This window comes from Microbispora sp. H11081 (assembly GCF_012999535.1).
In the GTDB taxonomy this organism is placed as follows: Bacteria; Actinomycetota; Actinomycetes; order Streptosporangiales; family Streptosporangiaceae; genus Microbispora.
Genome location: NZ_JABBWV010000001.1, coordinates 1,021,629 through 1,045,480 on the forward strand (window position 1 = coordinate 1,021,629; position 23,852 = coordinate 1,045,480).

19 protein-coding genes are annotated in these 23,852 nt (G+C 72.2%); 12 read left to right on the forward strand and 7 right to left on the reverse strand.

Features of this window, described 5'->3' with window-relative positions:
• The first annotated feature begins 2 nt into the window (after positions 1-2).
• The 10 genes from HHX31_RS04480 to HHX31_RS04525 all read left to right on the forward strand — a co-directional run bounded on the left by HHX31_RS04480 (position 3) and on the right by HHX31_RS04525 (position 10,616).
• On the forward strand, positions 3-989 hold the full coding sequence (locus HHX31_RS04480) for an LLM class flavin-dependent oxidoreductase (RefSeq protein ID WP_211589190.1): 987 nt from the start codon (positions 3-5) through the stop codon (positions 987-989).
• Between the two features lie 116 nt (positions 990-1,105).
• Positions 1,106-2,830: an ABC transporter substrate-binding protein gene (locus HHX31_RS04485; RefSeq protein WP_211589191.1), complete on the forward strand. Its 1,725-nt coding sequence runs from the start codon at positions 1,106-1,108 to the stop codon at positions 2,828-2,830.
• The gene (locus HHX31_RS04490; protein WP_169945216.1) at positions 2,815-3,822 is read left to right on the forward strand and encodes an ABC transporter permease; all 1,008 of its coding nucleotides are present in this window, start codon (positions 2,815-2,817) and stop codon (positions 3,820-3,822) included. Before HHX31_RS04485 ends, HHX31_RS04490 begins: the two co-directional genes overlap by 16 nt.
• A 3-nt stretch (positions 3,823-3,825) precedes the next feature.
• Complete coding sequence (locus tag HHX31_RS04495; protein ID WP_169945218.1) at positions 3,826-4,626, forward strand: ABC transporter permease; 801 nt, start codon at positions 3,826-3,828, stop codon at positions 4,624-4,626.
• Positions 4,623-6,290: an ABC transporter ATP-binding protein gene (locus HHX31_RS04500; RefSeq protein WP_311931465.1), complete on the forward strand. Its 1,668-nt coding sequence runs from the start codon at positions 4,623-4,625 to the stop codon at positions 6,288-6,290. The genes HHX31_RS04495 and HHX31_RS04500 overlap by 4 nt, the downstream gene beginning before the upstream one ends.
• Before the next feature lie 119 nt (positions 6,291-6,409).
• The gene (locus tag HHX31_RS04505; protein ID WP_169945220.1) at positions 6,410-7,597 is read left to right on the forward strand and encodes a cytochrome P450; all 1,188 of its coding nucleotides are present in this window, start codon (positions 6,410-6,412) and stop codon (positions 7,595-7,597) included.
• On the forward strand, positions 7,594-7,809 hold the full coding sequence (locus tag HHX31_RS04510; protein ID WP_311931468.1) for a ferredoxin: 216 nt from the start codon (positions 7,594-7,596) through the stop codon (positions 7,807-7,809). The genes HHX31_RS04505 and HHX31_RS04510 overlap by 4 nt, the downstream gene beginning before the upstream one ends.
• Before the next feature lie 110 nt (positions 7,810-7,919).
• The gene (locus tag HHX31_RS34105) at positions 7,920-9,029 is read left to right on the forward strand and encodes an acyltransferase (RefSeq protein WP_249345374.1); all 1,110 of its coding nucleotides are present in this window, start codon (positions 7,920-7,922) and stop codon (positions 9,027-9,029) included.
• Between the two features lie 62 nt (positions 9,030-9,091).
• The gene (locus HHX31_RS04520) at positions 9,092-10,330 is read left to right on the forward strand and encodes a cytochrome P450 (RefSeq protein ID WP_311931472.1); all 1,239 of its coding nucleotides are present in this window, start codon (positions 9,092-9,094) and stop codon (positions 10,328-10,330) included.
• 28 nt (positions 10,331-10,358) lie between these two features.
• A complete protein-coding gene (locus HHX31_RS04525; protein ID WP_169945224.1) occupies positions 10,359-10,616 on the forward strand; it encodes a ferredoxin in 258 nt (85 codons plus the stop codon).
• Positions 10,617-10,703: 87 nt separating this feature from the next.
• Here HHX31_RS04525 and HHX31_RS04530 read toward each other — a convergent pair whose 3' ends face one another.
• The 4 genes from HHX31_RS04530 to HHX31_RS04545 form a co-directional block, all read right to left on the reverse strand.
• Positions 10,704-11,702, reverse strand: coding sequence for an aldo/keto reductase (locus tag HHX31_RS04530; protein WP_169945226.1), 999 nt, complete (start codon positions 11,700-11,702; stop codon positions 10,704-10,706).
• A 12-nt stretch (positions 11,703-11,714) separates the two neighbouring features.
• Positions 11,715-12,260 (reverse strand): allene oxide cyclase barrel-like domain-containing protein, encoded by a 546-nt coding sequence (locus HHX31_RS04535; RefSeq protein WP_169945227.1) that lies wholly within the window; start codon positions 12,258-12,260, stop codon positions 11,715-11,717.
• Between the two features lie 60 nt (positions 12,261-12,320).
• On the reverse strand, positions 12,321-15,119 hold the full coding sequence (locus HHX31_RS35520) for a LuxR C-terminal-related transcriptional regulator (protein WP_169945229.1): 2,799 nt from the start codon (positions 15,117-15,119) through the stop codon (positions 12,321-12,323).
• Positions 15,120-15,352: 233 nt separating this feature from the next.
• The gene (locus HHX31_RS04545) at positions 15,353-15,937 is read right to left on the reverse strand and encodes a TetR/AcrR family transcriptional regulator (protein ID WP_193207338.1); all 585 of its coding nucleotides are present in this window, start codon (positions 15,935-15,937) and stop codon (positions 15,353-15,355) included.
• A gap of 142 nt (positions 15,938-16,079) precedes the next feature.
• On the opposite strand from HHX31_RS04545, the gene HHX31_RS04550 reads away from it, so the two are divergent.
• Complete coding sequence (locus tag HHX31_RS04550; RefSeq protein ID WP_169945231.1) at positions 16,080-17,510, forward strand: MFS transporter; 1,431 nt, start codon at positions 16,080-16,082, stop codon at positions 17,508-17,510.
• Between the two features lie 76 nt (positions 17,511-17,586).
• Here the strand turns inward: HHX31_RS04550 and HHX31_RS04555 are convergent, their stop codons facing one another.
• From HHX31_RS04555 to HHX31_RS04565, 3 genes are all read right to left on the reverse strand, one after another.
• Positions 17,587-18,345, reverse strand: coding sequence for an AfsR/SARP family transcriptional regulator (locus HHX31_RS04555; protein WP_169945233.1), 759 nt, complete (start codon positions 18,343-18,345; stop codon positions 17,587-17,589).
• A gap of 309 nt (positions 18,346-18,654) precedes the next feature.
• On the reverse strand, positions 18,655-19,710 hold the full coding sequence (locus tag HHX31_RS04560) for a zinc-binding dehydrogenase (RefSeq protein WP_211589193.1): 1,056 nt from the start codon (positions 19,708-19,710) through the stop codon (positions 18,655-18,657).
• A gap of 29 nt (positions 19,711-19,739) precedes the next feature.
• Positions 19,740-21,884 carry an amidase family protein gene (locus tag HHX31_RS04565; protein WP_169945234.1) on the reverse strand — a complete coding sequence of 715 codons (2,145 nt, stop codon included), beginning with the start codon at positions 21,882-21,884 and terminating at the stop codon, positions 19,740-19,742.
• 279 nt (positions 21,885-22,163) lie between these two features.
• Between HHX31_RS04565 and HHX31_RS04570 the strand changes: the two genes are divergently transcribed.
• Entirely contained in the window at positions 22,164-23,813 is a 1,650-nt protein-coding gene (locus tag HHX31_RS04570; protein WP_169945236.1) for an ABC transporter substrate-binding protein, read from the forward strand.
• Positions 23,814-23,852 lie beyond the last annotated feature (39 nt).

Consider the following 23,852-nt stretch of genomic DNA (forward strand, 5'->3'; position numbering starts at 1 on the left):
CGTTGGCCGAGGGAATCGCCGTCTCCGTGCACGACACCGCCCCCGTCTGGCGCGGCGGCACCGCGGGCGACGCGCTGCGCCGCTCCGTCGACCTGGCCCGGGCCGTCGAGGCCCTGGGATACCGCCGCTACTGGGTGGCCGAGCACCACAACACGCCCGCGCTCGCGACCTCCAGCCCCGCCGTGCTGGCGGGCTCCATCCTCGCGGCGACGACCACGATCCGGGCCGGCTCCGGCGCCGTGCTGCTGCCCAACCACTCGCCGTACGTGGTGGCCGAGCAGTTCGGCGTGCTGGCCGGGCTCTACCCGGGGCGGGTCGACCTCGGCCTCGGCCGCGCGCCCGGCGGCTCGGGGGAGGCCGCGGCCCGCCTCGGCGACCCGCGCCGGCTCGACTTCGGCGACGCGCTGCGCGAGTTGCACGAGTACTTCGCCGGCGGCAGCGGCGGCGTCCGCGCGATCCCCGAGCCGGGCACCCCGCCCGAGATCTGGCTGGTCGGGTCGAGCGCCTCCAGCGCCGCGAACGCCGGCCGGCTCGGCCTGCCGTACGTGTACGCGCACGCGATCGTGGGCGGCGGGGCGCCGGAGGCGCTGGACGCGTACCGGCAGGCGTTCCGGCCGTCGGCGGCCCTGGCCCGGCCGCACGCCTGCGTGGCCGTGATCGCGGTCGCGAACGACAGCGACGAGCGCGCGCACCGGCTCGCCGCCTCCTTCGTGTACGGCCAGATCCTGATGCGCACGGTCGACCCGGCCACCGTCCTGCCCACGGAGGAGGAGACGGCCGCCCACCGGTTCGGCCCCGCCGAGGAGCGGTTCCTGCGCGAGAAGATCGACCCCCAGTTCGTCGGCAGCCCCGAGCGCATCGCCCCCCGCCTCGGGGACCTCCTGCGCCGCACCCGCGCCGACGAGCTGTTCGTGCTCACGCAGGTGCCCGACCACCAGGCCCGGATCCGCTCCTACGAGCTGATCGCCAAGATCGTCTCGTCTCTGTAGCCGCCTGACGGCCGCGCCGCCGCCGGTTCAGCCCCGCTTTAGAACCGGCCACCACTGTGTGTACGGGCCGGAGATCCCTTCCGGCCGTGAGCGACGTGGCGAGGAATGAGACGAGCATGGGTGCTGCCAGGAGGCCCGTAACCACCAGGAGGAGCGGAGCCACCGGGAGGGCTGGAACCACCACCGCCCCCGCCGTGGCGGTGGGGGCCGCCATGCTGGTGCTGGCCCTCGCCGCCGGCTGTTCCTCCGGTGCGGACGGGCCGGCCCCCGCCGCCGGAGGCGCGGCGGGTGGCGGCGAGGCGGGCGCCGCGTCCCCCCGCGCCGGAGGGACCCTGCGGCTGGCGGTGGAGAAGGAACCCGAGTGCCTGGACCCCCACCAGAGCCCGACGGAGTCGGCCCGGCTGCTGACCCGGCCGCTCGTGGACTCGCTGGTCTACCAGGACCCGCGCGGCGGCCTGCACCCCTGGCTCGCCCGTGAGTGGACGGTCTCCGGCGACCGGCTCACCTACACTTTCCGGCTCCGCGAGGGCGTCACCTTCACCGACGGCCGGAAGTTCGACGCGGCGGCGGTGGTGGCCAACCTCGACCACGTGGTCGATCCGAAGACCAAGTCGCTGCTCGCCGCCAGCCTGATCGCGGCGTACGAGTCGGCCAAGGCCGTCGATCCGCTGACGGTCGAGGTGAAGCTGAAACGGCCCGACTCCGGCTTCCTGTCCGCGCTGGCCCAGCCCAACCTCGGGATCGAGTCCCCGGCCACCCTGAAGGGACCGGCCTCGAAGCTCTGCGCCGTCGTCGTCGGCACCGGGCCGTTCAGGAGCGACGGCGGATTCACCCCGCAGAAGGGCATCGACTACGTCAGGAACCCCGCGTACGCGTGGGCGCCCGAGGGAGCGGCCCGCGGCGGTCCCGGGTTGCTGGACCGCATCGAGGTCACGGTCGTGCCGGACAACTCGGCCCGCCTGGGGGCGCTCACCAGCGGCCAGGTCGACGCGGTCACCGGCCTCGCGCCGGCCGGCATAGGCACGCTGAAGAGCACGCCCGGATTCGCCCTGCACACGACACGGTTCCCCGGCGCCAACTACAGCTACTGGCCCAACACGGCGAAGGGCCCGCTGAGCGACGTCAACGTGCGCAAGGCCCTGCGGGCCGGCATCGACTGGCGGCGGATCGTGAAGAACGTCTACTTCGGCGTGTACGACGGCGCCGACGGGCCGCTGTCGGCCAGCACCCCGGGCTACGACCCCTCGGTCGCCGCGGCGTACGGCCACGACCCGGCAGAGGCGAACCGGCTGCTCGACCAGGCCGGATGGACGCAGCGGGACGCGCAGGGCTACCGGACGAAGGACGGCAGGAGGCTGACGCTGCGCCACATGTGGTCGGACCCGTCGGTCGGCAACCTCGCGGTGCAGATCCAGGCCGCGGCCAGGCAGATCGGCGTCGAACTCGTCGAGGAGAACCTCGACGGCGGCACCTTCGTCGACCGCCTGCTGGCCGGCGACTACGAGCTGATCGACACCAGCTTCTCCTCGCCGGGGCCCGACGTGCTGCGGGTGCTGTTCGGCGCCGACAACATCCCCACGCCCGAGCGCGGGATCAGCAACAACATGGCCAGGTACGACAACCCCGAGGTGGAGTCCGCGTTCAGGCGGGCGCTCGGCGCCAGGGACCAGGCCGAGCAGTTCGGCGTCTACGCCGAGGTGCAGCGGCGGATCACCGAGGACGCGGCGGTCCTGCCGATCTACTCGCCGCTGTCCACGCTGGCGGCCCGCGAGGGTGTCCGCGACGTGCGGTTCAACGTCGACGGCACCCCCGACCTGTCCGGCATATGGCTGGCGTCCTGAAGACGTCCCCGGCCGGGGTGGCGGAGGCGCGGAACCGCCGCCGCTCCGGCCAGGGCCGCCGGACGCTGGTGCGCCTCGTGCTGGTGCGCCTGGCCGCCTCGGCCGGCGTGCTCTGGGGCGCCGTGACGGTGACGTTCGTGCTGCTGCAGGTCATGCCGGGCAGCACCGCCGACGTCCTGCTCGCGCGCTCCTCGGTGAGCCCGGAGGTGCGGGCCGGGATCGTCGCACAGTACGGGCTCGACGACCCGCTCCCGGTGCAGTACCTCACCTATCTCGGCCGGATCGCCCGCGGCGAGTTCGGCGAGTCGTACGTCCTGCGCAGGCCGGTGTGGGACGAGATCGCCGCCCAGCTTCCCGGCACGCTGCTGCTGGTGGCGACCACCCTGCTGGCCACGGTCGTCGCCTCGGTCGTGCTCGGGGTGGTGAGCGCCAACCGCCGGGCGTGGGTGCGCTCGCTGTTCGCGTCGGCCGAGTCGCTGGTCGTGGCCCTGCCCCCCTTCTGGCTCGGGCTGCTGCTGCTGACCGTCTTCTCCTGCACGCTGCACTGGTTCCCGGCCATCGGGTCCTCCTCGCCGTCCGGGCTGGTCCTGCCGACGGCCGCTCTCGCAGCCGGGCCGGCGGCCGTGGTGGCCGGCGTGCTGCGGGAGGGCCTGCTGCGCGCGATGGACGAGCCGTTCGTGGTGACCGCGCGTGCCCGGGGCATCGGCGAGGCGGCCCTGCGCCTGCGCCACGTGCTCCGCCACGCCCTGCTCCCCGTCACCACGCTGCTCGGGTGGATCGCCGGCTCGTTGATCGGCGGCGCGGTGATCATCGAGATCGTCTTCTCCCGGCAGGGCATCGGGCGGCTGGCGCTGTCGGCCGTGGCGAACAAGGACATGCCCATGGTCATCGCGGTCGTCCTCGTGACGGCGGCCGCGTTCGTGCTGGTGACGATCGCGGTCGACATCCTCACCTGGGTGATCGACCCCCGGACGCGCGACGCGGGGAGGTAGCCGATGCCAAGGAGCCTGTGGCCGTGGGCGGCCGTGCTGCTGGTGCTGGCCGTCATGGCGGCGGCGCCGTCGCTGTTCACCGGGATCGACCCGGACGCGGCCGACCTGGACGCCCCGCTGCGCCCGCCGAGCGCCGAGCACTGGCTCGGCACCGACCAGAACGGCCGCGATCTGTACGCCCGGATCGTGTACGGCGCCCGGCCGTCCCTGCTCATCGGGACCGGCGCGGTCCTGCTGGCGCTCGCGGCGGGGGTTCTGATCGGGGTCGCCGCCGCCCAGCTCGGCCGTGTCGCCGACCAGGTGCTCAGCCGGTCGCTCGACGTGGTCATGTCGGTCCCCGGTCTTCTGCTGGTGTTCCTCGTCGTGGCCGTCCTCGGGCCGGGAGGCGGCACCGCCGCGATAGGGCTCGCCGTGGTCTCCATGCCGGGCTTCGCCCGGGTGGCGCGCGGCGAGGTGATCCGCCTGCGCTCGGCCCAGTACGTCGAGGCCGCCCACGGGTTCGGCTGGTCGCGCGCCCAGGTGGTGGCCAGGCACGTGCTGCCCAACGCGGCGGGCCCGGTCCTGGCGCTCGCCACCGTGAGCCTCGGCGCGATGATCGTCGCGAGTTCCTCGCTGAGCTTCGTGGGCCTCGGCCCGCGGCCGCCGACGGCCGAGTGGGGGGCCATGCTCTCCGAAAGCCGCGAGTTTCTCGCACTCGCCTGGTGGCCCGCCGTGTTCCCCGGGGTCGCCATCACGGTCGCGGTGCTGGCCGTCACGTTCGTCGGGCAGCACCTCAACCGCCGCGTCGAGGGGAGGCACTCGTGACGCCGGCCGGCCCTCTTGTCGCCGTACGGGACCTCACGGTGCGCTTCCCCGTCCGCCACGGAATGGTGGAGGCGGTGCGGGGCGTGTCGTTCCGCGTCGACCGCGGGCAGGTCGTCGCGATCGTCGGCGAGTCGGGGTCGGGCAAGAGCGTCACGGCCCGCAGCCTCGCCGGCCTCGCGGGGGACGGCGCACGGGTCGGCGCAGCCGAGTTGACGTTCGACGGAGTCGACCTCCGCGAGGTGCGGGGCCGGGCCTGGCGCGCGCTGCGCGGGCGCCGGGTGGGGTTCGTCCTGCAGGACGCGCTCGGCTCGCTCGACCCGCTGCGCCGCGTGGGCGCGGAGGTCGCCGAGCCGCTGCGGGCTCACCGGATCGTCCCGGGACGGCAGGTGGACGCCGAGGTCGTGCGGCTGCTCGGCGAGGCGGGGATCCCGGCTCCCGAGAGCCGGGCGCGGCAGTACCCCCACCAGCTCTCCGGAGGGCTGCGCCAGCGCGCGCTCATCGCCTCGGCGCTCGCCGCGCGGCCCGACCTGCTCATCGCCGACGAGCCGACGACGGCCCTGGACGCGACCGTGCAGCGTCAGGTGCTCGCGCTGCTGCGCGAGCGCGTCGGCGACGGCACCGCGGTGCTTCTCATCAGCCACGATCTCGGCGTGGTCGCCGAGATCGCCGACCACGTGTACGTGATGAAGGACGGGCTGTTCGTGGAGGACGGCCCGGCCGCCGCGGTGCTGGAGTCGCCGTCGCACCCGTACACGAGGACGCTCGTGGGCGCGGTCGCCGGGCATGGGCGCGGGGCGCGCCCGGCGGGCTCCGCCGAGCCCCGGAGCGCGGGGACGGCCCGCGAGGTGCTGCGGGCCGAGGGCCTGGTCAAGCGCTACACCCTGCCGGGGCGTGGCGAGTTCACGGCCGTGGAGGACGTGTCGGTCACGGTCGGAGCCGGGGAGACCCTGGGCGTCGTCGGCGAGTCCGGCTCGGGCAAGACCACCCTCGGCCGGCTGCTCATGGGCCTGCTGGAACCGGACGCCGGGCGCGTGCTGCTCGACGGGCGGCCATGGGACGGCCTGCGCGGCGCCGAACGGCGCGCGGCACGGCGCGGGGTACAGATGATCTACCAGCATCCGCTGTCGTCCTTCGATCCCCGCTACACGGCCCGGCAGATCCTGGAGGAGCCGCTGCGGGCGGACGGCACGCCGCGCGAGGAGCGCGACCGGCGGGTGGCGTCGCTGCTGGAGCACGTCGGCCTCGCCCCGGACGTGCTCGACCGGCGGGCCAGGGAGCTGTCCGGGGGGCAGCGGCAGCGCCTGGCCATCGCCCGCGCGCTCGCTCCCGCACCGCAGGTCATCGTCTGCGACGAGCCGGTCTCCGCGCTCGACGCGCCCATCCAGGCCCAGGTGCTCGACGTGCTCACCGACGTCCAGGAGCGGCTCGGCGTCGCGTACGTGTTCGTCTCCCACGACCTCGGCGTCATCCGGCGGCTGAGCCACCGGGTGGTGGTGATGAAAGACGGCCGGGTGGTGGAGAGCGGCGAATTGGAAAAGGTATTCGACCATCCCGAGCATCCGTACACGAAAGCGCTCATCGACGCGGTTCCCCGTTTCGCGTGGCGTTCCAGCGGAGTTTCCAGCGGAGGTTCGAAAAGGGGGGCGAGCGTGACCGGCGCATAAGCCATTCTGAAGCCCGGCTTAACCCGCCTTGTTCCTGAATTATCCGCCTGCTTAACATCGCGGCGTCGCTAAGGAACGAAACGACGTCCGGCCTCTCTCTCGCCGAAGGAAAAAGGGAAATGACGGAAGCTCCGCCGTACCCCCAGAAGCGCACCTGCCCCTACGAGCCGCCCGCCGGCTACCGCGAGATCGCGGAGCGGGGACCGGTGCTCAAGGTGACCCTCTTCGACGGTCGCGAGGCATGGATGGTGACGGGCTACCGGGAGTCCCGGGAGATCCTCACCCACCCGAACCTGTCCTCGCAGCGCACCCATCCCGGGTTCCCCATCGTGGCGCCCCGGTTCCGCTCGCAGATCGCCCGCACGCTGGCGCTCATCGCGATGGATCCGCCCGTCCACGACGTGTACCGCCGGTATCTCAACCCCCACTTCAGCCTCAAGTCGGTCCGCCGGATGCGGCCGGAGGTCGAGCGGATCGTCGCGGGCTTCGTCGACCGGATCGTCGAGCACGGCCCGCCGGCCGACCTGGTGCCGCTGCTCGCGGTGCCGCTGCCGTCCCTGGTCATCTGCCGCCACCTCGGTGTGCCGTACGAGGACCACGACTTCTTCCAGGACGCCAGCGGCAAGGTGATGCTCGGCACCGAGGAGGAGTCGGCGACGGCGGCGCAGGACCTGTTCGACTACATCGACCGGCTGGTGGCCGAGCAGATCAAGGACCCGTCCGACGGGCTGCTCGGCACGCTGGTCCGCGAGCGCGTCGTCACCGGCGACATCGGCCACGACGAGCTGGTGTCGATCGCGCTGGTGCTGCTCATCGCCGCGCACGAGACCACCTCCTCCTCGCTGGCCCTGGGCGTCATCACGCTGCTGGAGCACCCCGAGCAGCTCGCGCTGCTGCGCGAGGACCCCGAGCGGCTCCCCGGCGCGGTCGAGGAACTCCTGCGCTACATCGCCACCACCGACCTCGTCGCCACCCGGGTCGCGAAGGGCGACATCGAGATCGCCGGCCACCTCATCCGCGAGGGGGAGGGCGTGCTCGTCTCCGGGACGCTGGCCAACCGCGACGCGGCCGTGCATGAGCGCGCCGACGAGCTCGACGTCCTGCGCGAGGACAGCCACCACCTCACCTTCGGCTTCGGCATCCACCAGTGCCTCGGCCAGAACCTCGCCCGGATGGAGCTGGAGGTCGCTTTCCAGGAGCTGTTCACCCGGATCCCCGGGATCCGGCTGGCCGCCCCGGTCCCCGAACTGCCCATCCTCGGCGCGGGGACGGTGCAGCGGGTGCTCCGGCTCCCGGTCGCGTGGTGACGGCCGTGTGGGTGTCGGCCGACCAGGAGCGCTGCATCAGCGGCGGCCGCTGCATGGCCGCCACATCCGAGGTCTTCGACCAGGACGAGGAAGGCCTCGTCGTGGTCCTCACCCCGCAGGTCGCGCCGGAGCTGGAGGACCGGGTCCGGAAGGCGGCCTACCTCTGCCCGTCACGGGCGATCAGGATCGGCGACGGCCCCACCCAGGGCTGATGCCCATCCGCCGGGCCACACCGGAGCCATGGCTCACGCACAACAGGAACAGGCGGACGGAAATGACAGAAACGGCACGGGAAGCCTCTCCTCTTCCCTCGCTGACCGGAATGAGATTCGTCGCGGCGTTCCTCGTGTTCGTCTGCCACGCCTGCGTGCTGGGGTACTTCCACCAGGACGTCGCGGCCTCGCTCCAGACCTACGCCTTCACGTCCGGCTGGCTCGGCGTGGAGTTCTTCTTCGTGCTGAGCGGGTTCGTGCTGACCTGGTCGGTCCGGGAGGGCGAGGCGCGCACCCGCCTGTGGCGGCGGCGGCTCGTCAAGGTCTACCCCAACCACGTCGTCACCTGGCTCGCCGCCCTGGGGCTCGCCCTCTGGGCGGGCCAGTCCGTCGACCTGCTCACAGCCCTGCCGAGCCTGCTGCTCGTGCACACCTGGCTGCCCCGGGCCGAATTCATCCTCTCGATCAACGTGGTCACCTGGTCGCTCGCCTGCGACGTGCTGTTCTACCTGGCGTTCCCGTTCCTGTACCGGCTGGTCCGGCGCATCCCGGCCGCCCGGCTGTGGCCGGCGGCCTGCGCGGTCGTCGTGGTGATCGCCGTGCTGCCCGCGATCGCCCTCGCCGCCCTGCCGGGGACGCCGAAGCTGCCCGGCCAGGAGATGTCGCTCACCCAGAACTGGTTCCTCGTGTCGTTCCCGCCGACCAGGGCGCTGGACTTCGTCCTCGGCATCCTGATGGCCAGGATCGTGGTCGACGGCCGGTGGATCCGGCTGGGCTGGGCGCCGGCGCTGGCGATCCTCGCCGCCGCCTTCGGCCTGCAGATGTTCCTGTGGCCGACCGTCTACGGGCTCACCGCGCCCGTCGCGCTGCCGATCGCCCTGCTGATCGCCGCGGTCGCCGTCGCCGACCACCGGGGCCGCTTCAGCCCGTTCCGCTCCCGCCCCCTCGTCTGGCTCGGCGGCATCTCGTACGCCTCCTACCTCGTCCACTTCCTGGTCCTGACGTACTCCCACGTCGCACTCGGGGCCGACCGGACATGGGACGCGCCGTCCGCCCTGTTCCTCGTCACCGCCCTGTTCGGGGTGACGACGCTGCTGGCCTGGGGGCTGACGCGGTTCGTCGAGGAGCCGGCGATGCGGGCCTGGGCCGGCGTGCGGCCCGCCACCGGGAACGGAGCCGCGCCGCTGCCGGGGGCCCGCTCGCCCGAGCCCACCGCCTGACCGGACGCACCCTCACCCCCTTCGAGACCGGCTTCGAGACGGAAGGAACCGAGGTACCTCACGTGAACGCTCCGACGACTACCGCGAACGAGGATCTGTTCGCCTATCCGCAGGACCGGGCCTGCCCCTGGCAGCCGTCCCCGGGCTACCAGGACCTGGGGCGGCAGGGGCCGCTGCACCGGGTCCGGCTCTGGGACGGCAGGTGGATCTGGATGGTCACCGGCCACAGCCAGGCCCGCCGGCTGCTCGCCGACCCGCGTATGTCGGCCGACCGGTCCCGGGACGACTTCCCCGCCGTCCTTCCCCGGCTGGACGCGCCCATCTTCAAGCCCATCGCGATCATCGGGTTCGACCCGCCCGTCCACGACGTGCACCGCCGGCTGCTCGCCCCGGACTTCAGCCTCAAGCAGGTGCGCGCCATGCGCCCGCGCGTGGAGGACCTCGCCCGGCGGCTGGTGGCGGACATGCTCCAGGCGGGGCCGCCGGTGGACCTCGTCGAGGCGTACGCGCTGCCCATCCCCTCGATGGTGATCTCCGAACTGCTCGGCGTGCCGTACGACGACCACGAGTTCTTCGAGGCGAAGACGGTGGGGCTGCTGCAGGCCAAGTCGGCCGAGGACGCGGAGAGGGCGGGCCGGGAGCTGTGGGACTACCTCGACGGGCTGATCACTCGCAAGGAGCGCGAGCCCGGCGGCGCCGGCGTGCTGAGCCGCCTCGCGGGCGAGGTCGACGAGGACGGCGACCTCACCCGCGAGGACCTGCTGCGCATCGCGCTCGCGCTGCTCATCGGCGGGCACGACACGACCTCCCAGATGATCGCGCTGGGCGTCGTCACGCTGCTGGAGCATCCCGGCCAGCTCGCCGCGCTCCGCGCGGACCCGGACGTCCTGCCCGCCGCCGTCGACGAACTGCTGCGTCTGGTCTCCATCACCGACGTCTCCGGCGTCCGGGTGGCGACCGAGGACATCGAGATCGACGGGGAGGTGATCAGGGCCGGGGAGGGCGTCCTGGTCTCGTCCTCGATGACCAACCGCGACCCCGGCGTCTTCCCACGGCCGTACGAGTTCGACGTCCACCGCACCCGGGGCGGGAACGCGGCGTCGGGCCGCCAGCACCTCACGTTCGGGTTCGGCATCCACCAGTGCCTGGGGCAGAACCTCGCCCGCATGGAGCTGGAGGTCGCCTTCTCCGTCCTGTTCGAGGGGATACCGGGCCTGCGGCTCGGCGTTCCGCTGGAGGCACTGCCCTCGCGCAGCGGCGGCACGATGCAGGGCGTCCACACCCTGCCGGTCGAGTGGTGAGCCCCGCAGGGGAGAGGGAGGAGAAGCGATGAAGGTGACCGCCGACCGGAGCCGCTGCATGGCCGCCGGGCACTGCGCGATCAGCGCGCCGGACGTCTTCGACCACGGCGAGGACGGGCTGGTGGTGGTGCTGGACACGGAGCCGGGGGAGGAGCGGCGCCGGGAGGTGGAGCTGGCGGAGGACCTGTGCCCGTCCCGTGCCATCGCCATCCTCCGCACCGCCGCGGTGGCGGGCCCGCCCGACGCGGGCACCCCGGACACCCCGGACACCGCGTCCGCGGGCTGACGGGCGAAGCGGCCTCCGCCCCCGGCTGAGCGATCCCGCCTCCCGGCCCCGGCGGCACGGCGTCGCCGGGGCCGGGAGCGGTGTGGATCAGAGGTCGACGAAACGCATGCTCTGCTCGTTCCAGCGGGTTCCGTGGACCTCGTCCGCCGGCACGGCGGCCTCGGCCGCCGCCAGGTCGGCCCGGGTCAGGCTCAGGAACACCGCGTCGAGGTTCTCCTCCAGATGGGCCCTTCGCTTCGCGCCGGGGATCGGGACGACGTCCGCTCCCTGGTGGTGCAGCCAGGCCAGCGCGAGCTGGGCCGAAGTGATCCGCAACTCCTCGGCGAGCTCGCCCAGGCGGTCGGCGAGGGGCAGGTTGCGGGCGAGGTTCTCCGCCGAGAAGCGGGGCAGGCCGAAGCTCCGGAAGTCGCCGTCGTCCAACTGCGCGCGGGAGCGGACCGCGCCGGCGAGGAAGCCCCGGCCGAGCGGCGCGTACGGCACCACTGCGATCCCCAGTTCCCGGCACACGGGGAGGACGCGCCGCTCGATGTCCCTCGACCACAGCGACCACTCCGTCTGCAAGGCGGCGATCGGGGCCACGGCGTGGGCGCGCCTGATGGTCTCCGGCGCCGCCTCGCACAGCCCGATCTCGCGCACCTTCCCGGCGGCCACGAGCTCCGCCATCGCGCCGACCGTCTCCTCGACGCCGACCTCGGTGTCGACCCGGGTCAGGTAGAGCAGGTCGACGTGGTCGAGACCGAGCCGCCGCAGGGAGTCGTCGCACGCCCGCCGCACGTACGGCGCGTCTCCCCGAACCCCGGAGCCGACGCCGGGGCCGGGGCGCACGACGCCGAACTTGGTCGCCACCACCGCCGACTCGCGGCGCCCGGCCACGGCGCGGCCGACCAGTTCCTCGTTGGCGCCGTGGCCGTACACGTCGGCGGTGTCGAGCAGGGTCGCGCCGAGGTCGAGAGCGCGCCGGATGGTCGCGACCGCCTCGGCCTCCGAGACGGGACCGTAGAACTCGGACATGCCGAGACAGCCGAGTCCCTGCGCCCCGACCGTCAGGGAGCCGATCCTGCGGGCGGGCAGCCGGGTGAGAGTCATGGCGTCCCTCCGCTACCGGTAGACCACGATCGCGGACTCGTACGCGTCGTGGGCCTCCTTGACCAGCGGGCGGAACCAGCGGGCGCCCACCGCCCCGCGCAGCGGCCCGGCGACGACGACGGCCGGGAAGTACGCGGCCTCGCCTGCGGTGAGCCGCGCGTCGTCCACCAGGCCGCCGGAGCGGATGACGTTGCCGTCCCGCAGCCGGATCTCCTCGCCGAAGTACGCGATGAAGTGGCCGTCGTGCTCCTGCTTGTAGAGCATGCGGCCGGCGCCGGTCGTCTCGCCTAGCGGCTCTCCGCCGGGGCCGAAGATCTCCAGCCTGACGGTGGCGAAGTCGTTCTCGGTCGGGGTCGTGCCGGTGGGGTCGGCGTTGTTGGAGCGGTACTCCACGACCTTCTCGGTGAGGTCGCGCAGGATGAGCGACCGGCCGGGCCGGGCGAGGGCCCCCACCCGGTCCGAGGTGGTCTCCGGCGGCGCGGCCAGGAACGGCACCAGGAAGGAGGTCACCGCTTCGTGCACCGGCGCGATCCGGTCGGACAGCGCGCGCAGATCCATATTCGCCTCCCGGGGCGGAAACAACGTGTTCCGACACTAAAAGGAGGCGCTCAAGCGGCCCTAAAAGCGCGTCGCGTATTCCTGTCCTGCCGTCTTCCGCTGAATCGCCAGCGCGAGTTCCATGCGCGAGCTGACCCCGGTCTTGCGGTAGATGCGAGTCAGATGGACGTCGACCGTCCGCATGCTTATCGTGAGGCGGTCGGCGATGTCCCGCCGTTTCATCCCCGAGCAGATGAGCAACGCGATCTCGCGTTCCCGATGGGTCAGCCGGCCGAACACCTCCAGCCGGCCGAACATCTCCTGCCGCGCCCCGGGAGGCGGCGTGGGGGCCGCGGGTGGCCCGCCGGTCCGCCGGCCCAGCCAGTCGAGCAGGGTCACCGCCTCCGACCGCCGCGCGATCTCGGCGGCGAGCCGGATCGTGTGGGCCGCCTGCTCGGCGCGGCCCTGCTCGCCGAGCGCCCGCGCCGCCTGCCCGAGGGCGTAGCTCTGCTCCACCGGCATGCCGACCGAGGCGAACAGGTCGGCCGCCTCGCGGTAACACCGCTCCGCCTCGCCCGGAGATCCCTGCACGCGCAGCAGATGGCCGCGGGTCATGGCGGCGTACGCCAGGTTGGGCGGCACGGGCACCGCCCGGGCGTGCTCCTGGGCCCGGCGCGCCCAGTCGTCCAGGGGCATGCCGGCGTCCATCCCGGCGGCGCAGAGCGTCTCCCAGATCGTCAGGCGGCTGCCCGAAGGGATCACCCGCATGTCGGCGCCCCGGCCCTCGTTGAGCAGGAGCGTGACGCAGTGGGTCGGGTCGCCGTCCAGCCAGGCGCACTTGGCGAGCGTCAGCGCGGCGATCGACGCGCTGCCGTTGACGTGTGCGCCGGTCAGCGCCTGCTGCGCCAGCGCCTGCTGGGCGAGCGACTTGGCCCGCCCGCTGCCCGGGGGCTGCATCCACACCTCGGCGGCGGATTTCAGCGCCACCGCCTGAGCGTGGCGCAGCGGGTTGCCCGCATCCGACTCGACGATGGCCTCGTCGGCCGCGTCCCTGGCCTGCCTGAGCCGGCCGAGATGGCGCTCGGCCTCGCTGAGCAGAACCAGGAGCGTCGGCAGCAGGAACGGCCGCTGACGCCGCCGGGCGATCTCCACGCCGCGCCGGACCTGCCGCTGGGCGTCGGCGCCCCGGCCGAGGTAGATGTAGGCGAGCCCGGCCAGCAGCAGGCACTCGACGTGCCGCGCCATCAGGTGTTCGGGGGTGCGGTCCAGCGACTCGGCGGCGGCGTCGGCCTCGGCCAGGGCCCGGTCCACGTCCCCGGAGGCCACCGACGCGAGCGCGCGGAGCCCGAGGAGCCCCGCGGCGACCGGGTCGTCGCCCGCGGCCCGCGCCGCTCGCAGCGCCGGCTCCGTCTCGGCCCGGCCGGCCGTACGGCCCTGCATCGACACGCGGAAGCCGCGCGCGAGGACCAGGCGCGGCCAGACAGGGGAGTCGCGCAGGTCGGGCCGCCTGATGAGGTCGCCGAGCAGGTCGAGCGTCTGCACGTCCTGGCTGAGCACGCCCTCGACCACCGAGACGAACGCGACCCGCTCCGCCAGCGCCGCCGGGTCCATGGCCCCGCCCGACTCGTGCACCACGAACAGCAGGTCGCGGCTCTCGGCCAGCCGTCCCAGGCGGCCGAATGCCGTGCTGAGCGCCAGCCGGGCGCGCACTCCGATCTCGGTCGAGGGAGGCGCCTCGCCGAGCACCGGCGTGAGCCAGGAGACGCACTCGCTGACGTCGGTCTCCATGATCTCCTGGGACGCGTCCACGATCTGCGCCAGTTCGCTCGCCCGGGCCCTCGACAGTGAGCTGACCAGGTGGAAGCCGATCTGGGTGCCGGCCTGCCCGCGGGCCGACAGCCGGTGCAGCGCCCGCTGGTGGGCCAGCGCGGCCCAGCAGGGGTCGATCATCTGGCGCAGCAGCGTGCCGAAGACCTCGTCCCTGATCGAGAAGAGCGTCCCGATGGGCTCCACCCGCACCAGGTCCCGGCGGACGAGGCGGCGCAGCGCGGCGGACGCCACGAGCGGGTCGAGTTCGGCGACCTCGGCGAGCAGGTCCGCGTCGAACCGCGAGCGCAGGATCGCCGCCGCGTTCAGCGCGTACCGCTCGGTGAGCGCCAGGTCGCGCACCTCGCTCATGACGGCGAACTCGTACGGCGCCGGCGCGCCGTCGCCGCCCGAGCGGGCGCTGTGTTCCAGGGCCTGCAGCGCCCGGAGGTTGAAGGGGTTCCCGCCGCTGCGGTGGCGGAGCTCGTACGGCGCGGGGACGGGCGACATGGCGAGCATCTGCTCGTCGTCGAGTGGTCCCAGTTCGATTCGCACCGTGCGTCCGAAGGCCGCGGTCACGGACACCGCCTCGGCCAGCCGGCCGGGGGTCTGGCGCGGGCGCAGCGAGACGACCACGTCGACCAGGGGCACGGGGTCGCCCCCGGCGATGCCCACCAGTTCGCCGATCGTCTGGTCGTCGGCGAGGTGGGCGTCCTCGATGACCACGAGCTCGCGGTCGGGCCGGTGGCGCCGGCGGCCGAGGCCGACCACGGGGCGGTCGCCCGCCTCGTGGTCGCCGGCCCGGCGCGCCCGCCACAGCAGCTTCCTGACGGCGTTCATCGCCCGCTCCCGGTCGCCCGAGGAACATCGGTAGACGGTGGCGGGCAGGGCGGTCCACTGACGCTCCCGGACGAGCGCCGACAACAGGTGCGTCTTCCCGGACCCCGGCTCGCCGAGGACGGCGATGAGACGCCCCTCGGAGCCGGGCTCCTGGGTCAGGGACCGGAGCAGGTCGAACTCGGCCGTGCGCACAACCCTGGTCGATGCGGCGTCGGTCAGTCTGTCTTCGTACACGCTCATTGTCTGTGACGACCCCAGGCATTTGGTGACCGAAAAGAGCTTTCCGGCCCGAATCGCGCTCCTTACTCGCATCTGGGCCGAAACTTCCAGTGGGAGGGCGGAGGTTCGGGCGCCGGTCTCCATCGATCCGGCTGTGCGGAAGGGGATGCTTCTTACTCTACATTACCTAGCTGCTTTGTTGGTTTTTTCGCTGTGGCACGAAGGGCTGGGGTCGATTTTGTGAAAAGTCAGTCCCGCGTGGTGATGCCCTCCAGGGCCAGTTCCAGGAAGCGGGCGCTGCCGTCACGGTCTGGGGTGGCCTGTTCGCGCACCCAGGCGGCGCCGCTGAGGAGGTCGAACAGCTCGTCGGGGGTCAGGTCGGGCCGCACCCTGCCGGCGGCCTGGGCGGCGCGCAGCAGGTCCGCGCCGCTGCGGTGCATCGCGCTGCACATGGTGTGGGAGGGCGTGCCCTCGTCGTACATACTCTGCGCGAGGATGCCGACCAGGCCGCGGAAGGTGCTGAAGTGGACCACCGCCTCGCGCATCCAGGCGATCAGCGCGTCGAGCGGGTCGGGCCCGGCGGTCAGCCGCTCCGCGTGGGCGACGAGGTTCTCCAGGCCGTCCCGGGTCGCGGCCTCGACGAGCGAGGCCCGGGTGGGGAAGTGCCGGTACAGCGTGCCGATCGCCACGCCGGCCTGGCTCGCGATGTCCTCCAGGGAGGCGTCGGCCCCGGCGCTCTCGAACGCCTTACGGGCCGCGGCCAGGATCGCGTCGTAGTTGCGCCTGCCGTCGGCCCGCTTGGGGCGCTGGGCGATGTAGGGCTTGCCGTCCACCAGGTACCTCCCGCTTGACATCCTGAGGTTGCCTCAGGTTGAATTCTCCCACTTAACCTGAGACGACCTCAGTATAAATGCGCCCGATAACCTGAGGCATCCTCATGCTGTTGCCCCCTGTCAGCGGACCCGTGGAGGTTCCATGACCACCGAAAGCGTCCCAGGCGACGTCTCGTCCGACGCGCCCCGGGCCGACCGCGCCTGGGCCCTCGTGCTCGCGGCGATCGTCGGTGCGGAGTTCATGCTCCAGTTCGACGGCACGATCGTGAACGTCGCGCTCCCGACCCTCCAGTCCGACCTCCATCTGTCGGTGGCGGGAGGATCGTGGGTGCCGAACGGCTTCTTCCTCGCCTTCGGCGGCCTCCTGCTGTTCGCGGGCCGCCTCGGCGACGTGCTCGGGCACCGCAGGGTCTTCCTCTCGGGGATAGGACTGGTCGTGGCGGCCTCTCTGATCGCCGGGCTCGCGCCGAACCTGGAGGTGCTGCTCGCCGGCCGCGTCCTGCAGGGTGTCGGCGCGGCGATCGCCGGTCCGACCGGGCTGGCGCTGCTGGCGATCGTCTTCGAGGGGGAGCGGCAGCAGCGGGCCTTCGGCCTCTACTCCACGGTGACCGGTCTCGGCGCCTCAGCCGGCATGGTGCTCGGCGGCCTGCTCACGTGGGCGGGGGACTGGCGCTGGAGCCTGCTGGTGAACGTGCCCGTCGGGCTGGTCATCATCGCGATCGCCGCCCGCGCCCTCGGCCTGCGGGACGAGGCGACCCGGTCCCGCCCGCTCGGCCTGCCGAGCGCGCTGCTCAGCACCGCCACCCTCGCCGCCGCCGTGTACGGCCTCGTCCATGCCGCGGAGAAGAGCTGGGGCGACCGCTGGACGCTGACCGCCCTCGGCGCCGCGGTCGTGCTGGGCGCGGTACTTCTGCTGGTGGACAGGCGGGCCGCCGAGCCGCTGCTGCCCCTGGCCGTCTTCGCAGGCCGTGAGCGGGCCGGCGCCTTCCTCGCCCTGCTGCTGCTCGCGGCCGTGCTCACGAGTTTCCTGATCTACCTGGTCCAGTATCTCCAGGGCGTGCTGGGCCTCAACGCGCTGCAGAGCGGCCTGGCCATCCTGCCCTTCGGCCTGGCGCTGCTCGTCAGCACCCAGATCATCACCAAGTACATCGCCACGATCGGCCTGAAGACACGTGCCGTGGCCGGCCTGCTCGTGGTGCTGGCCGGGGTGGCCTGGCTGACCCGCCTCGACGGCGGCAGCACCTACGCCGGCGGCGTGCTCCCGGCCCTCATCGTCATGGGGCTCGGCGTCGGCGTGGCGATCATCCCGTTCAACATGATCGTCCTGACCACCGCGCCGCAGGAGTACGCCGGGGTCACCGCGGGCGTGCTGCAGACGGCGCTCACGATCGGCGGCTCGCTCGGCCTGGCCGCGATGCTGATCCCGCTCACGCGGGGCGCGGGTGGTCTCGCCGAGACCATCTCGTCGGTGTTCGTCTGGGCCTGCGGCGCCCTGGTGATCGCCCTGCTCGTCGCGCTGGTCTTCTGGTACCGCCCCGGCGCGCGGGGGGCCACACCCGCCGCCGGGGGCTGAGGGGGCCGACCCCCCGCGCCCCTTAGCGAGGGGCGAGCCGTCCGCAGCCGGCTCGCCCCTCGTGTCTCTTCCGGGCTCATCCCGCGATGGCGAGGTCGGCGTCGGCGGAGAGGATCGCGAACTGAAGCCGGCGCATGGTCAGGCGGGGGTCGAGCCCGAGTTCCTCCCGCAGCACCTGCCGGGCCGACTGGAAGACCTCCAGCGCCTCGGCCCGCCGCCCGGAGCGGTAGAGCGCCAGCATGAGCTGCTCGCGCAGGTTCTCGTTCAGCGGGTACTGCTCGACCCACCGCGACAGGTCGCCGATCACCTCGCGGTGCCGCCCGAGCCGCAGCGAGCACATCGCGATCGCCTCCAGGCACTCCAGCCGGACCTCCTCGGCCCAGCGGGCGAACGTGCCGACGATGAGCCCGTTGTCGATCCCGGCGAGCACCGGCCCGCGGAACAGGGCCGCGGCGGCGGCGAACGAATCCAGCGCCCGCTCCGGGTCGCGGTCCGCCTCGTCACGGCCCGCGGCGTGCAGCCTCTGCAGGCGGAACACGTCCACCGACTCGCGGTCCGTCTCCAGCAGGTAGCCCTGGGCATGCGTCCGGATGGCCGCCCCGTCCACCGCGGGCTGTACGTGGTTCTTGCGCAGATGCGAGATGTAGACGTGCAGGGCGGCGCGAGCGCGCTTCGGGGGCTCGTTCCCCCACAGCTCGCCGAGCAACTCGTCGGTCGACACCGGCTGGTTCGCCCGGATCAGCAGCGCGGCCAGCAGCGTCTCGACCTTGGGCGCGCTGATCGTGTGTGTCTCCTCGTTCACCAGGCGTAGTGGCCCGAGCAATTCGTATCTCATTCGTCTCCCCGCGCAGGGCTGCCTGAGTGCTCCTGAATCGGCGCATATCACCGCGATCACGACGATTCTTGCGAGCGCTCGCGTCCCTGGCATCAGCGGAAGTGCGTACGGCAGGCATATCGGTATGCGTACGCTCAAGGCGCTGCGCGTCATGAGACGGCTCCGCAAGCCGCTGCCGCTCGCCCACCACCCCCGACGATGGGTGGATTCGACCAGATGACCGCCCGCCTCGGCGGCCTGTGGGACTCCCTGCTCGGGGAGGGACGCCGCTGGTGGATCACCTCCGCCTCTGGCCGTGAGGAGCGTCGGTTAGAGGTCGCCCGTGGTGAGCATGATCTTGATCGACTCCCGGGAGGCCATCGCGGCATAGCCCTGCGCCACGTTCTCCAGCGGGAGGACGGTGTCGAACACCGGGCCGGGATCCAGCGTCCCAGCAGTGATGCGCGAGATCAGGTCGGGGAGATATCGGCGTACGGGGGCGATCCCGAGGTTCAGGCTCAGATTGTGGACGAGCGGCTGGAACAGCGGCAGCGTCGGCGCCGTGTGCGGCACGCCCACCGCGCCGATGGCACCGCCGTCCCGGGCCATGCCGACCGCCATGGCCCAGGACTCCGGCGTGCCGACCGCCTCGATCACGTGCCGCACCCCGAGGCCGCCGGTCCGCTCGCGTACCGCCGCGATGCCTTCCTCGCCCCGCTCGGCGATGACGTCGGTCGCTCCGAAGGACTTGCCGACAGCGGCGCGGTCCGCGTGGCGGCTCATGAGGAAGATCCGCTCGGCTCCGAGGACGGCCCTCGCCCCCAGCACCGCGCACAGCCCGACGGCTCCGTCGCCGATGACGGCCACCGTGGACCCCTCGCTGACACCCGCCATGACGGCTCCGTGCAGGCCGGTGCCCATCACGTCCGAGGCGGACAGCAGCGCGGGGTACACGGCCTCGTCGACACCGGCCGGACCGCCGGGCACCTTCACCAGCGTTCCGTCGGCCCATGGCACCCGCACCGCCTGGCCCTGTCCGCCTTCGGCGCCCGGCGCGCCGAAGGTGCCGCCCCTCTCGCACGAGGACTGGATTCCGTCCAGGCAGGCGGGGCAGGTGTTGTCGGACCACGTGAAGGGCGCGACGACCAGGTCGCCGGGGCGGACGGAGCCGACCTCGCCGCCGACCTCCTCCACGATGCCGATGAACTCGTGGCCCAGCCGGGACCGCTCCGCACGGGTGATGACGCCCCGGTAGGACCACAGGTCCGAGCCGCAGACGGCGGCGCGCAGAACACGCACGACGGCATCGGTCGGCTCGGACAACGCGGGGTCGGGCACGTCCTCGACGACGACGTGGCCGGCGGACATGTACAGGGCGGCGCGCAAGGGGATTCCCTTCGTGGGGGTCGGTTCGATCAGTTGAAGGCGGGCCTGCGGAGGTCCACGGCGAGCGTCGACTCGACGTGGGCGGCCACGGCCAGCAGTTCCATGTCGGTGCCAAGCGGGGACGACAGTTGGAGTCCGATCGGGAGGCCGTCGGAGCTCCAGCCGCAGGGCAGCACCAGCGCCGGGGCTCCGGTGAGGTTGTGGATGCCGGTGAACAGACCCTCCGCGGCCCCCTCCGGCGTGTCCACGGGAGGCGTCGTGACGGGCGCGACGAAGGGCGCGGCGGGGGTCAGCAGGACGTCGATCCCCGCGTAGACCTCGGTCGCGGCGGGCAGCAGCCGCTCCCGTACGGCGAGGGCCTTCCGGTAGTCGGCCTCGCTCACGCCGGAGCCGGAGCTCAGCAGCCGCAGGGTCTCCGGGCCGTAGTGGCCGGGATCCGCGCTCACCCGCTCCCCGTGCACCTGCCACGCCTCGTACAGCAGGATGTGGGGGAAGGCCGCGTCGAGTTCGTCGAAGACGGAGCCGTCCACCTCGACGACGGAGTCGCCGGCGTCGCGGAGGATGTCCAGCGCCGCCCTGACCGCGGCGGCCACGTCCGGCTGGACCTCGGCGCGCTCAAGCAGGCCGGGGAGCACTCCCACCCGGATGCCGGCACGGGCTCGCGTCACGGGACGGCCGCCGGTGAGAGCCGAGAAGACCGTGGTCGTGGTCGCGACGTCGCGGGCGAGCAGCCCCACGTGGTCGAGTGTGGGGGCGAGCGCCTCGACGCCGTCGACCGGCAGCGCGCCGTAGCTGGGCTTGAACCCGACCGTTGCGCAGTAGTGGGCCGGGATCCTGATGGAGCCGCCCGTGTCGGTGCCCAGCGCCGCCGGGCATACCCCGGCGCCGACCAGGGCGGCCGATCCGCCGCTGGAGCCGCCGGCCGTTCGCGCGGGGTTGTAGGGGTTCATCGCCTCCCGCACCTCGGGGTGGACCGCGCCGGCCGCGTACTCCAGCAGCGAGGCCGCCGCGAAGACGTCCGCGCCGGCCGCGCGCAGCGCCTGGACGACCGGGGCGTCGGCGGCGGCAGGCTCGGCGCGCATCGAGGAGGGATTGCCGTTGCCACGCGGGTGTCCGGCGATGTCGATCATGTCCTTGACGGCGACGGGAACGCCGTGCAGGGGTCCCTCCGGGGCGCGCAGCGGCGCGGGGAACAGCGTGACCACGGCGTCGAGCGGCCGGCCGAGCCGTTCTGCTCGTTCGTACGCCGCGAGCAGCCGCAGGTTCGCGACCTCGCAGGTGCGCTCGCCCCGCTCGATCGCCTTGATCAGCTGGCCGGTGTGGGTGGTCAGCGGCCCTGAGAGGTCGTGCAGCAGGTCGTCGACCTCGGTCTTGCGCCTGCGGACCATCAGGTCGCGGTAGATGCCGCTGTGGGACTTGGCGCTGTTGCGGTTGAACGTGACGAGCCGGTCGAGCGAGCCTTCGAGGTCGCCGGGGTCGAAGCCGTCGAACCCCTCGGGCTTCACCGGCGCCTGCGCGAGCACCTCCCTGGCGATGCCGAGCATGAGCGGCCGCCACTCGGGCGCCTCCAGGGAGTCGGCGATGGACAGGTCGGAGACCGCGCCCGCGTAGAGCATCGCACCGTAGGCCTCCTTGCCCCAGAGGAAGCCCATGATGTTGCCGGTGGCCTCGGCGTAGGGCAGGGCCTCGACGAGCTCGCGGACCCGCGGTGTGATCTCGCCGCCGGCCGGCTCGCCGACCCGGAAGGTGCCGATGTTGCCCTGCATGATCCGGCCAGGGCCCAGTACGTCCGCCCCGAAGTTCACGAAGCTCACGAGGAGCCGGTGGGCGCCGACGACGGCGGAGAGCCGGTCGGCGGTCAGGCCGTTCTGGAAGCTGACCAGGTATCCGTCGGGAGCGAGCCTGTCGCGCACGAGTTCCGCGGCCTGGTCGGTGTGATGGCTTTTGACCGCGATCGCGACACGGCTCAGGCGCTCCGGCAGGCCGTCGGGGGTGACCGCCCGCGCCCTCACCGTGAAGTTCTCGACCGGCCCCTCGATGGACAGGCCGTCGCGATTGATGGCCTCGACGTGCGCGGGGTCGGCGTCGCACAGGAGCACGTCGTGGCCCGCGCGGATCATGTGCGCACCGATCGTGCCGCCGATCGCGCCCGCGCCGATGATCGTCAGTTGCATGAGAAGCCGCCTGGTTTGGGAGTGATTGGGGGGCTTTGCCGTTGGACACTACCTGAACCGATATGAATGCTCTAGTCTGCATCTGCTGGTGAAGTCGGGACGGCGACCTTACGTATGACAGCTGATCGACGCGTAACCTTTACGAAACGTCGTGATGCTCCAATACTTCGTTGCGGGCCGGTCTGATCCTCCGTCGGACCCCTGGAGGCCGTTGCCGAGGCCCCTTTTTCGTCCATAGAGACCCCTGCGCACCACCGCGAAATCTCGTGAAGGATAGGCATGTCTGACCACAGCACTGACGCATCGACCCCATCGGCCTCACAGGTCTCCGCCGGCCTCAGGGTCCCCGACATCAGCCGGCGCCGGATGCTCCAACTCGGCGCGCTCGGCATCGGGGCGTTCGCGTCCGCGCCGCTGCTGGCAGCCTGCGGATCGTCATCCGACACCTCCACCGGCACCTCGTCCGGCGCGTCGTCCGGCGCCGCCAAGAAGGGGGGAGATCTGGTCCTCGTCCGTGACCACGACGCGGTGAACATGGACAAGACGATGGTGTTCAGCAACGCCTCGATCTGGACCTACGCGCAGATCTACGAGCCGCTGGTGGCCATGACGGAGGACGGCTTGGGGGTGAGGCCCTGGCTCGCGGAGAGCTACGAGATGTCGCCCGACAACCAGTCGTGCACGCTGAAGCTCAGGAAGGGCGTGAAGTTCCACAACGGCCAGCCGATGACCTCGGCCGACGTGAAGTTCTCCATCGACGAGTCGAGCAAGACCAAGGGCGGCTGGGAGTTCATCAACTCCGCCATCAAGGAGGTGACCACGCCGGACGACTACACCGTCGTCGTGACCACCAAGTATCCGTGGGCGCCGTTGCTGGCCGACCTGAGCTGCCCGAACAACGGGATCATCCCCAAGGACTACGCGGGCAAGACCAAGGACGAGTTCTACGCCGCCCCGATCGGGACCGGCCCGTTCGTGTGGGGCACCTGGCAGAAGGGCAGCGCCCTCACGCTGAAGAAGAACCCGTCGTACTGGCAGTCGGGCAAGCCGTACCTGGACTCGGTCACCTGGAAGGTGGTCGCGGACAGCAACGCCCGCGCGATCCAGTTGCAGGGCGGGCAGGCGCACATCAACGAGAGCCCGCCGTTCTCCAGCCTGGCGCAGCTCAAGAACACGCCGAACGTGAAGGTCGACCTGTTCCCGTCCACCAGGACGGACTACATCATGATGAACCAGCACAAGAAGCCGTACGACGACGTGCACGTGCGCCGCGCCATCTCCTATGCCATCGACCGGGAGGCGCTGGTCAAGACCATCCTGTTCGGCAACGGCACCCCGGCGAACTCGTTCCTGATGCCGTCCACGCCGTTCTACGACAAGAACTGCCCCGGCATCCAGTACGACATGAACAAGGCCCGGGAGGAGCTGCGGCAGTCGAGCGTGCCGAACGGCTTCACCACCACGTGGCTCGCCATGTCGGGCGACGCGGTGGACGCGGCGATCGCGCAGGTCCTGCAGGCGTCGCTGAAGGAGCTCGGCATCACGCTGAACATCCAGAACGTGGACCCGAGCGCGCAGCACGACATGACCGGCAAGCTGGACTACGAGATCGCGCACTCGTACTGGACGATGGACCTGGCCGACCCCGACGAGCTGGCGCAGTTCGCGCTCGATCCCACTTCCGGCGGGCACTCCTTCGACACCGGCTTCGACGACCCGTCGATCATCGATCTGGTCCACCAGGCGCAGAAGGAGTTCGACAAGACCAAGCGCCAGGCCCTGTACAGCGAGATCCAGGCCAAGGCCGCCGAGTCCGCGTTCCTCGCGTTCCTGTTCTACACGCCCTTCCCGTACGCGACGGCGAGCACCGTGAAGGGCTTCAAGGTCCTGCCGACCGGGTCCTACCACATGGAAGACGTCTCGCTCTGAGCAGGGCCGATGCGGACTGAGAACTTGGAGCGAGAGCAA

Bases quoted from the DNA above. Each gene is read 5' to 3' on its own strand.
- HHX31_RS04555 (WP_169945233.1), bottom strand. From the start codon at position 18,345: ATGAGATACGAATTGCTCGGGCCACTACGCCTGGTGAACGAGGAGACA.
- HHX31_RS04565 (WP_169945234.1), bottom strand. From the start codon at position 21,884: ATGCAACTGACGATCATCGGCGCGGGCGCGATCGGCGGCACGATCGGT.
- HHX31_RS04530 (WP_169945226.1), bottom strand. From the start codon at position 11,702: ATGACTCTCACCCGGCTGCCCGCCCGCAGGATCGGCTCCCTGACGGTC.
- HHX31_RS04535 (WP_169945227.1), bottom strand. From the start codon at position 12,260: ATGGATCTGCGCGCGCTGTCCGACCGGATCGCGCCGGTGCACGAAGCG.
- HHX31_RS04525 (WP_169945224.1), top strand. From the start codon at position 10,359: ATGAAGGTGACCGCCGACCGGAGCCGCTGCATGGCCGCCGGGCACTGC.
- HHX31_RS04550 (WP_169945231.1), top strand. From the start codon at position 16,080: ATGACCACCGAAAGCGTCCCAGGCGACGTCTCGTCCGACGCGCCCCGG.
- HHX31_RS04570 (WP_169945236.1), top strand. From the start codon at position 22,164: ATGTCTGACCACAGCACTGACGCATCGACCCCATCGGCCTCACAGGTC.
- HHX31_RS04505 (WP_169945220.1), top strand. From the start codon at position 6,410: ATGACGGAAGCTCCGCCGTACCCCCAGAAGCGCACCTGCCCCTACGAG.
- HHX31_RS04485 (WP_211589191.1), top strand. From the start codon at position 1,106: ATGGGTGCTGCCAGGAGGCCCGTAACCACCAGGAGGAGCGGAGCCACC.
- HHX31_RS34105 (WP_249345374.1), top strand. From the start codon at position 7,920: ATGAGATTCGTCGCGGCGTTCCTCGTGTTCGTCTGCCACGCCTGCGTG.
- HHX31_RS04495 (WP_169945218.1), top strand. From the start codon at position 3,826: ATGCCAAGGAGCCTGTGGCCGTGGGCGGCCGTGCTGCTGGTGCTGGCC.
- HHX31_RS04490 (WP_169945216.1), top strand. From the start codon at position 2,815: ATGGCTGGCGTCCTGAAGACGTCCCCGGCCGGGGTGGCGGAGGCGCGG.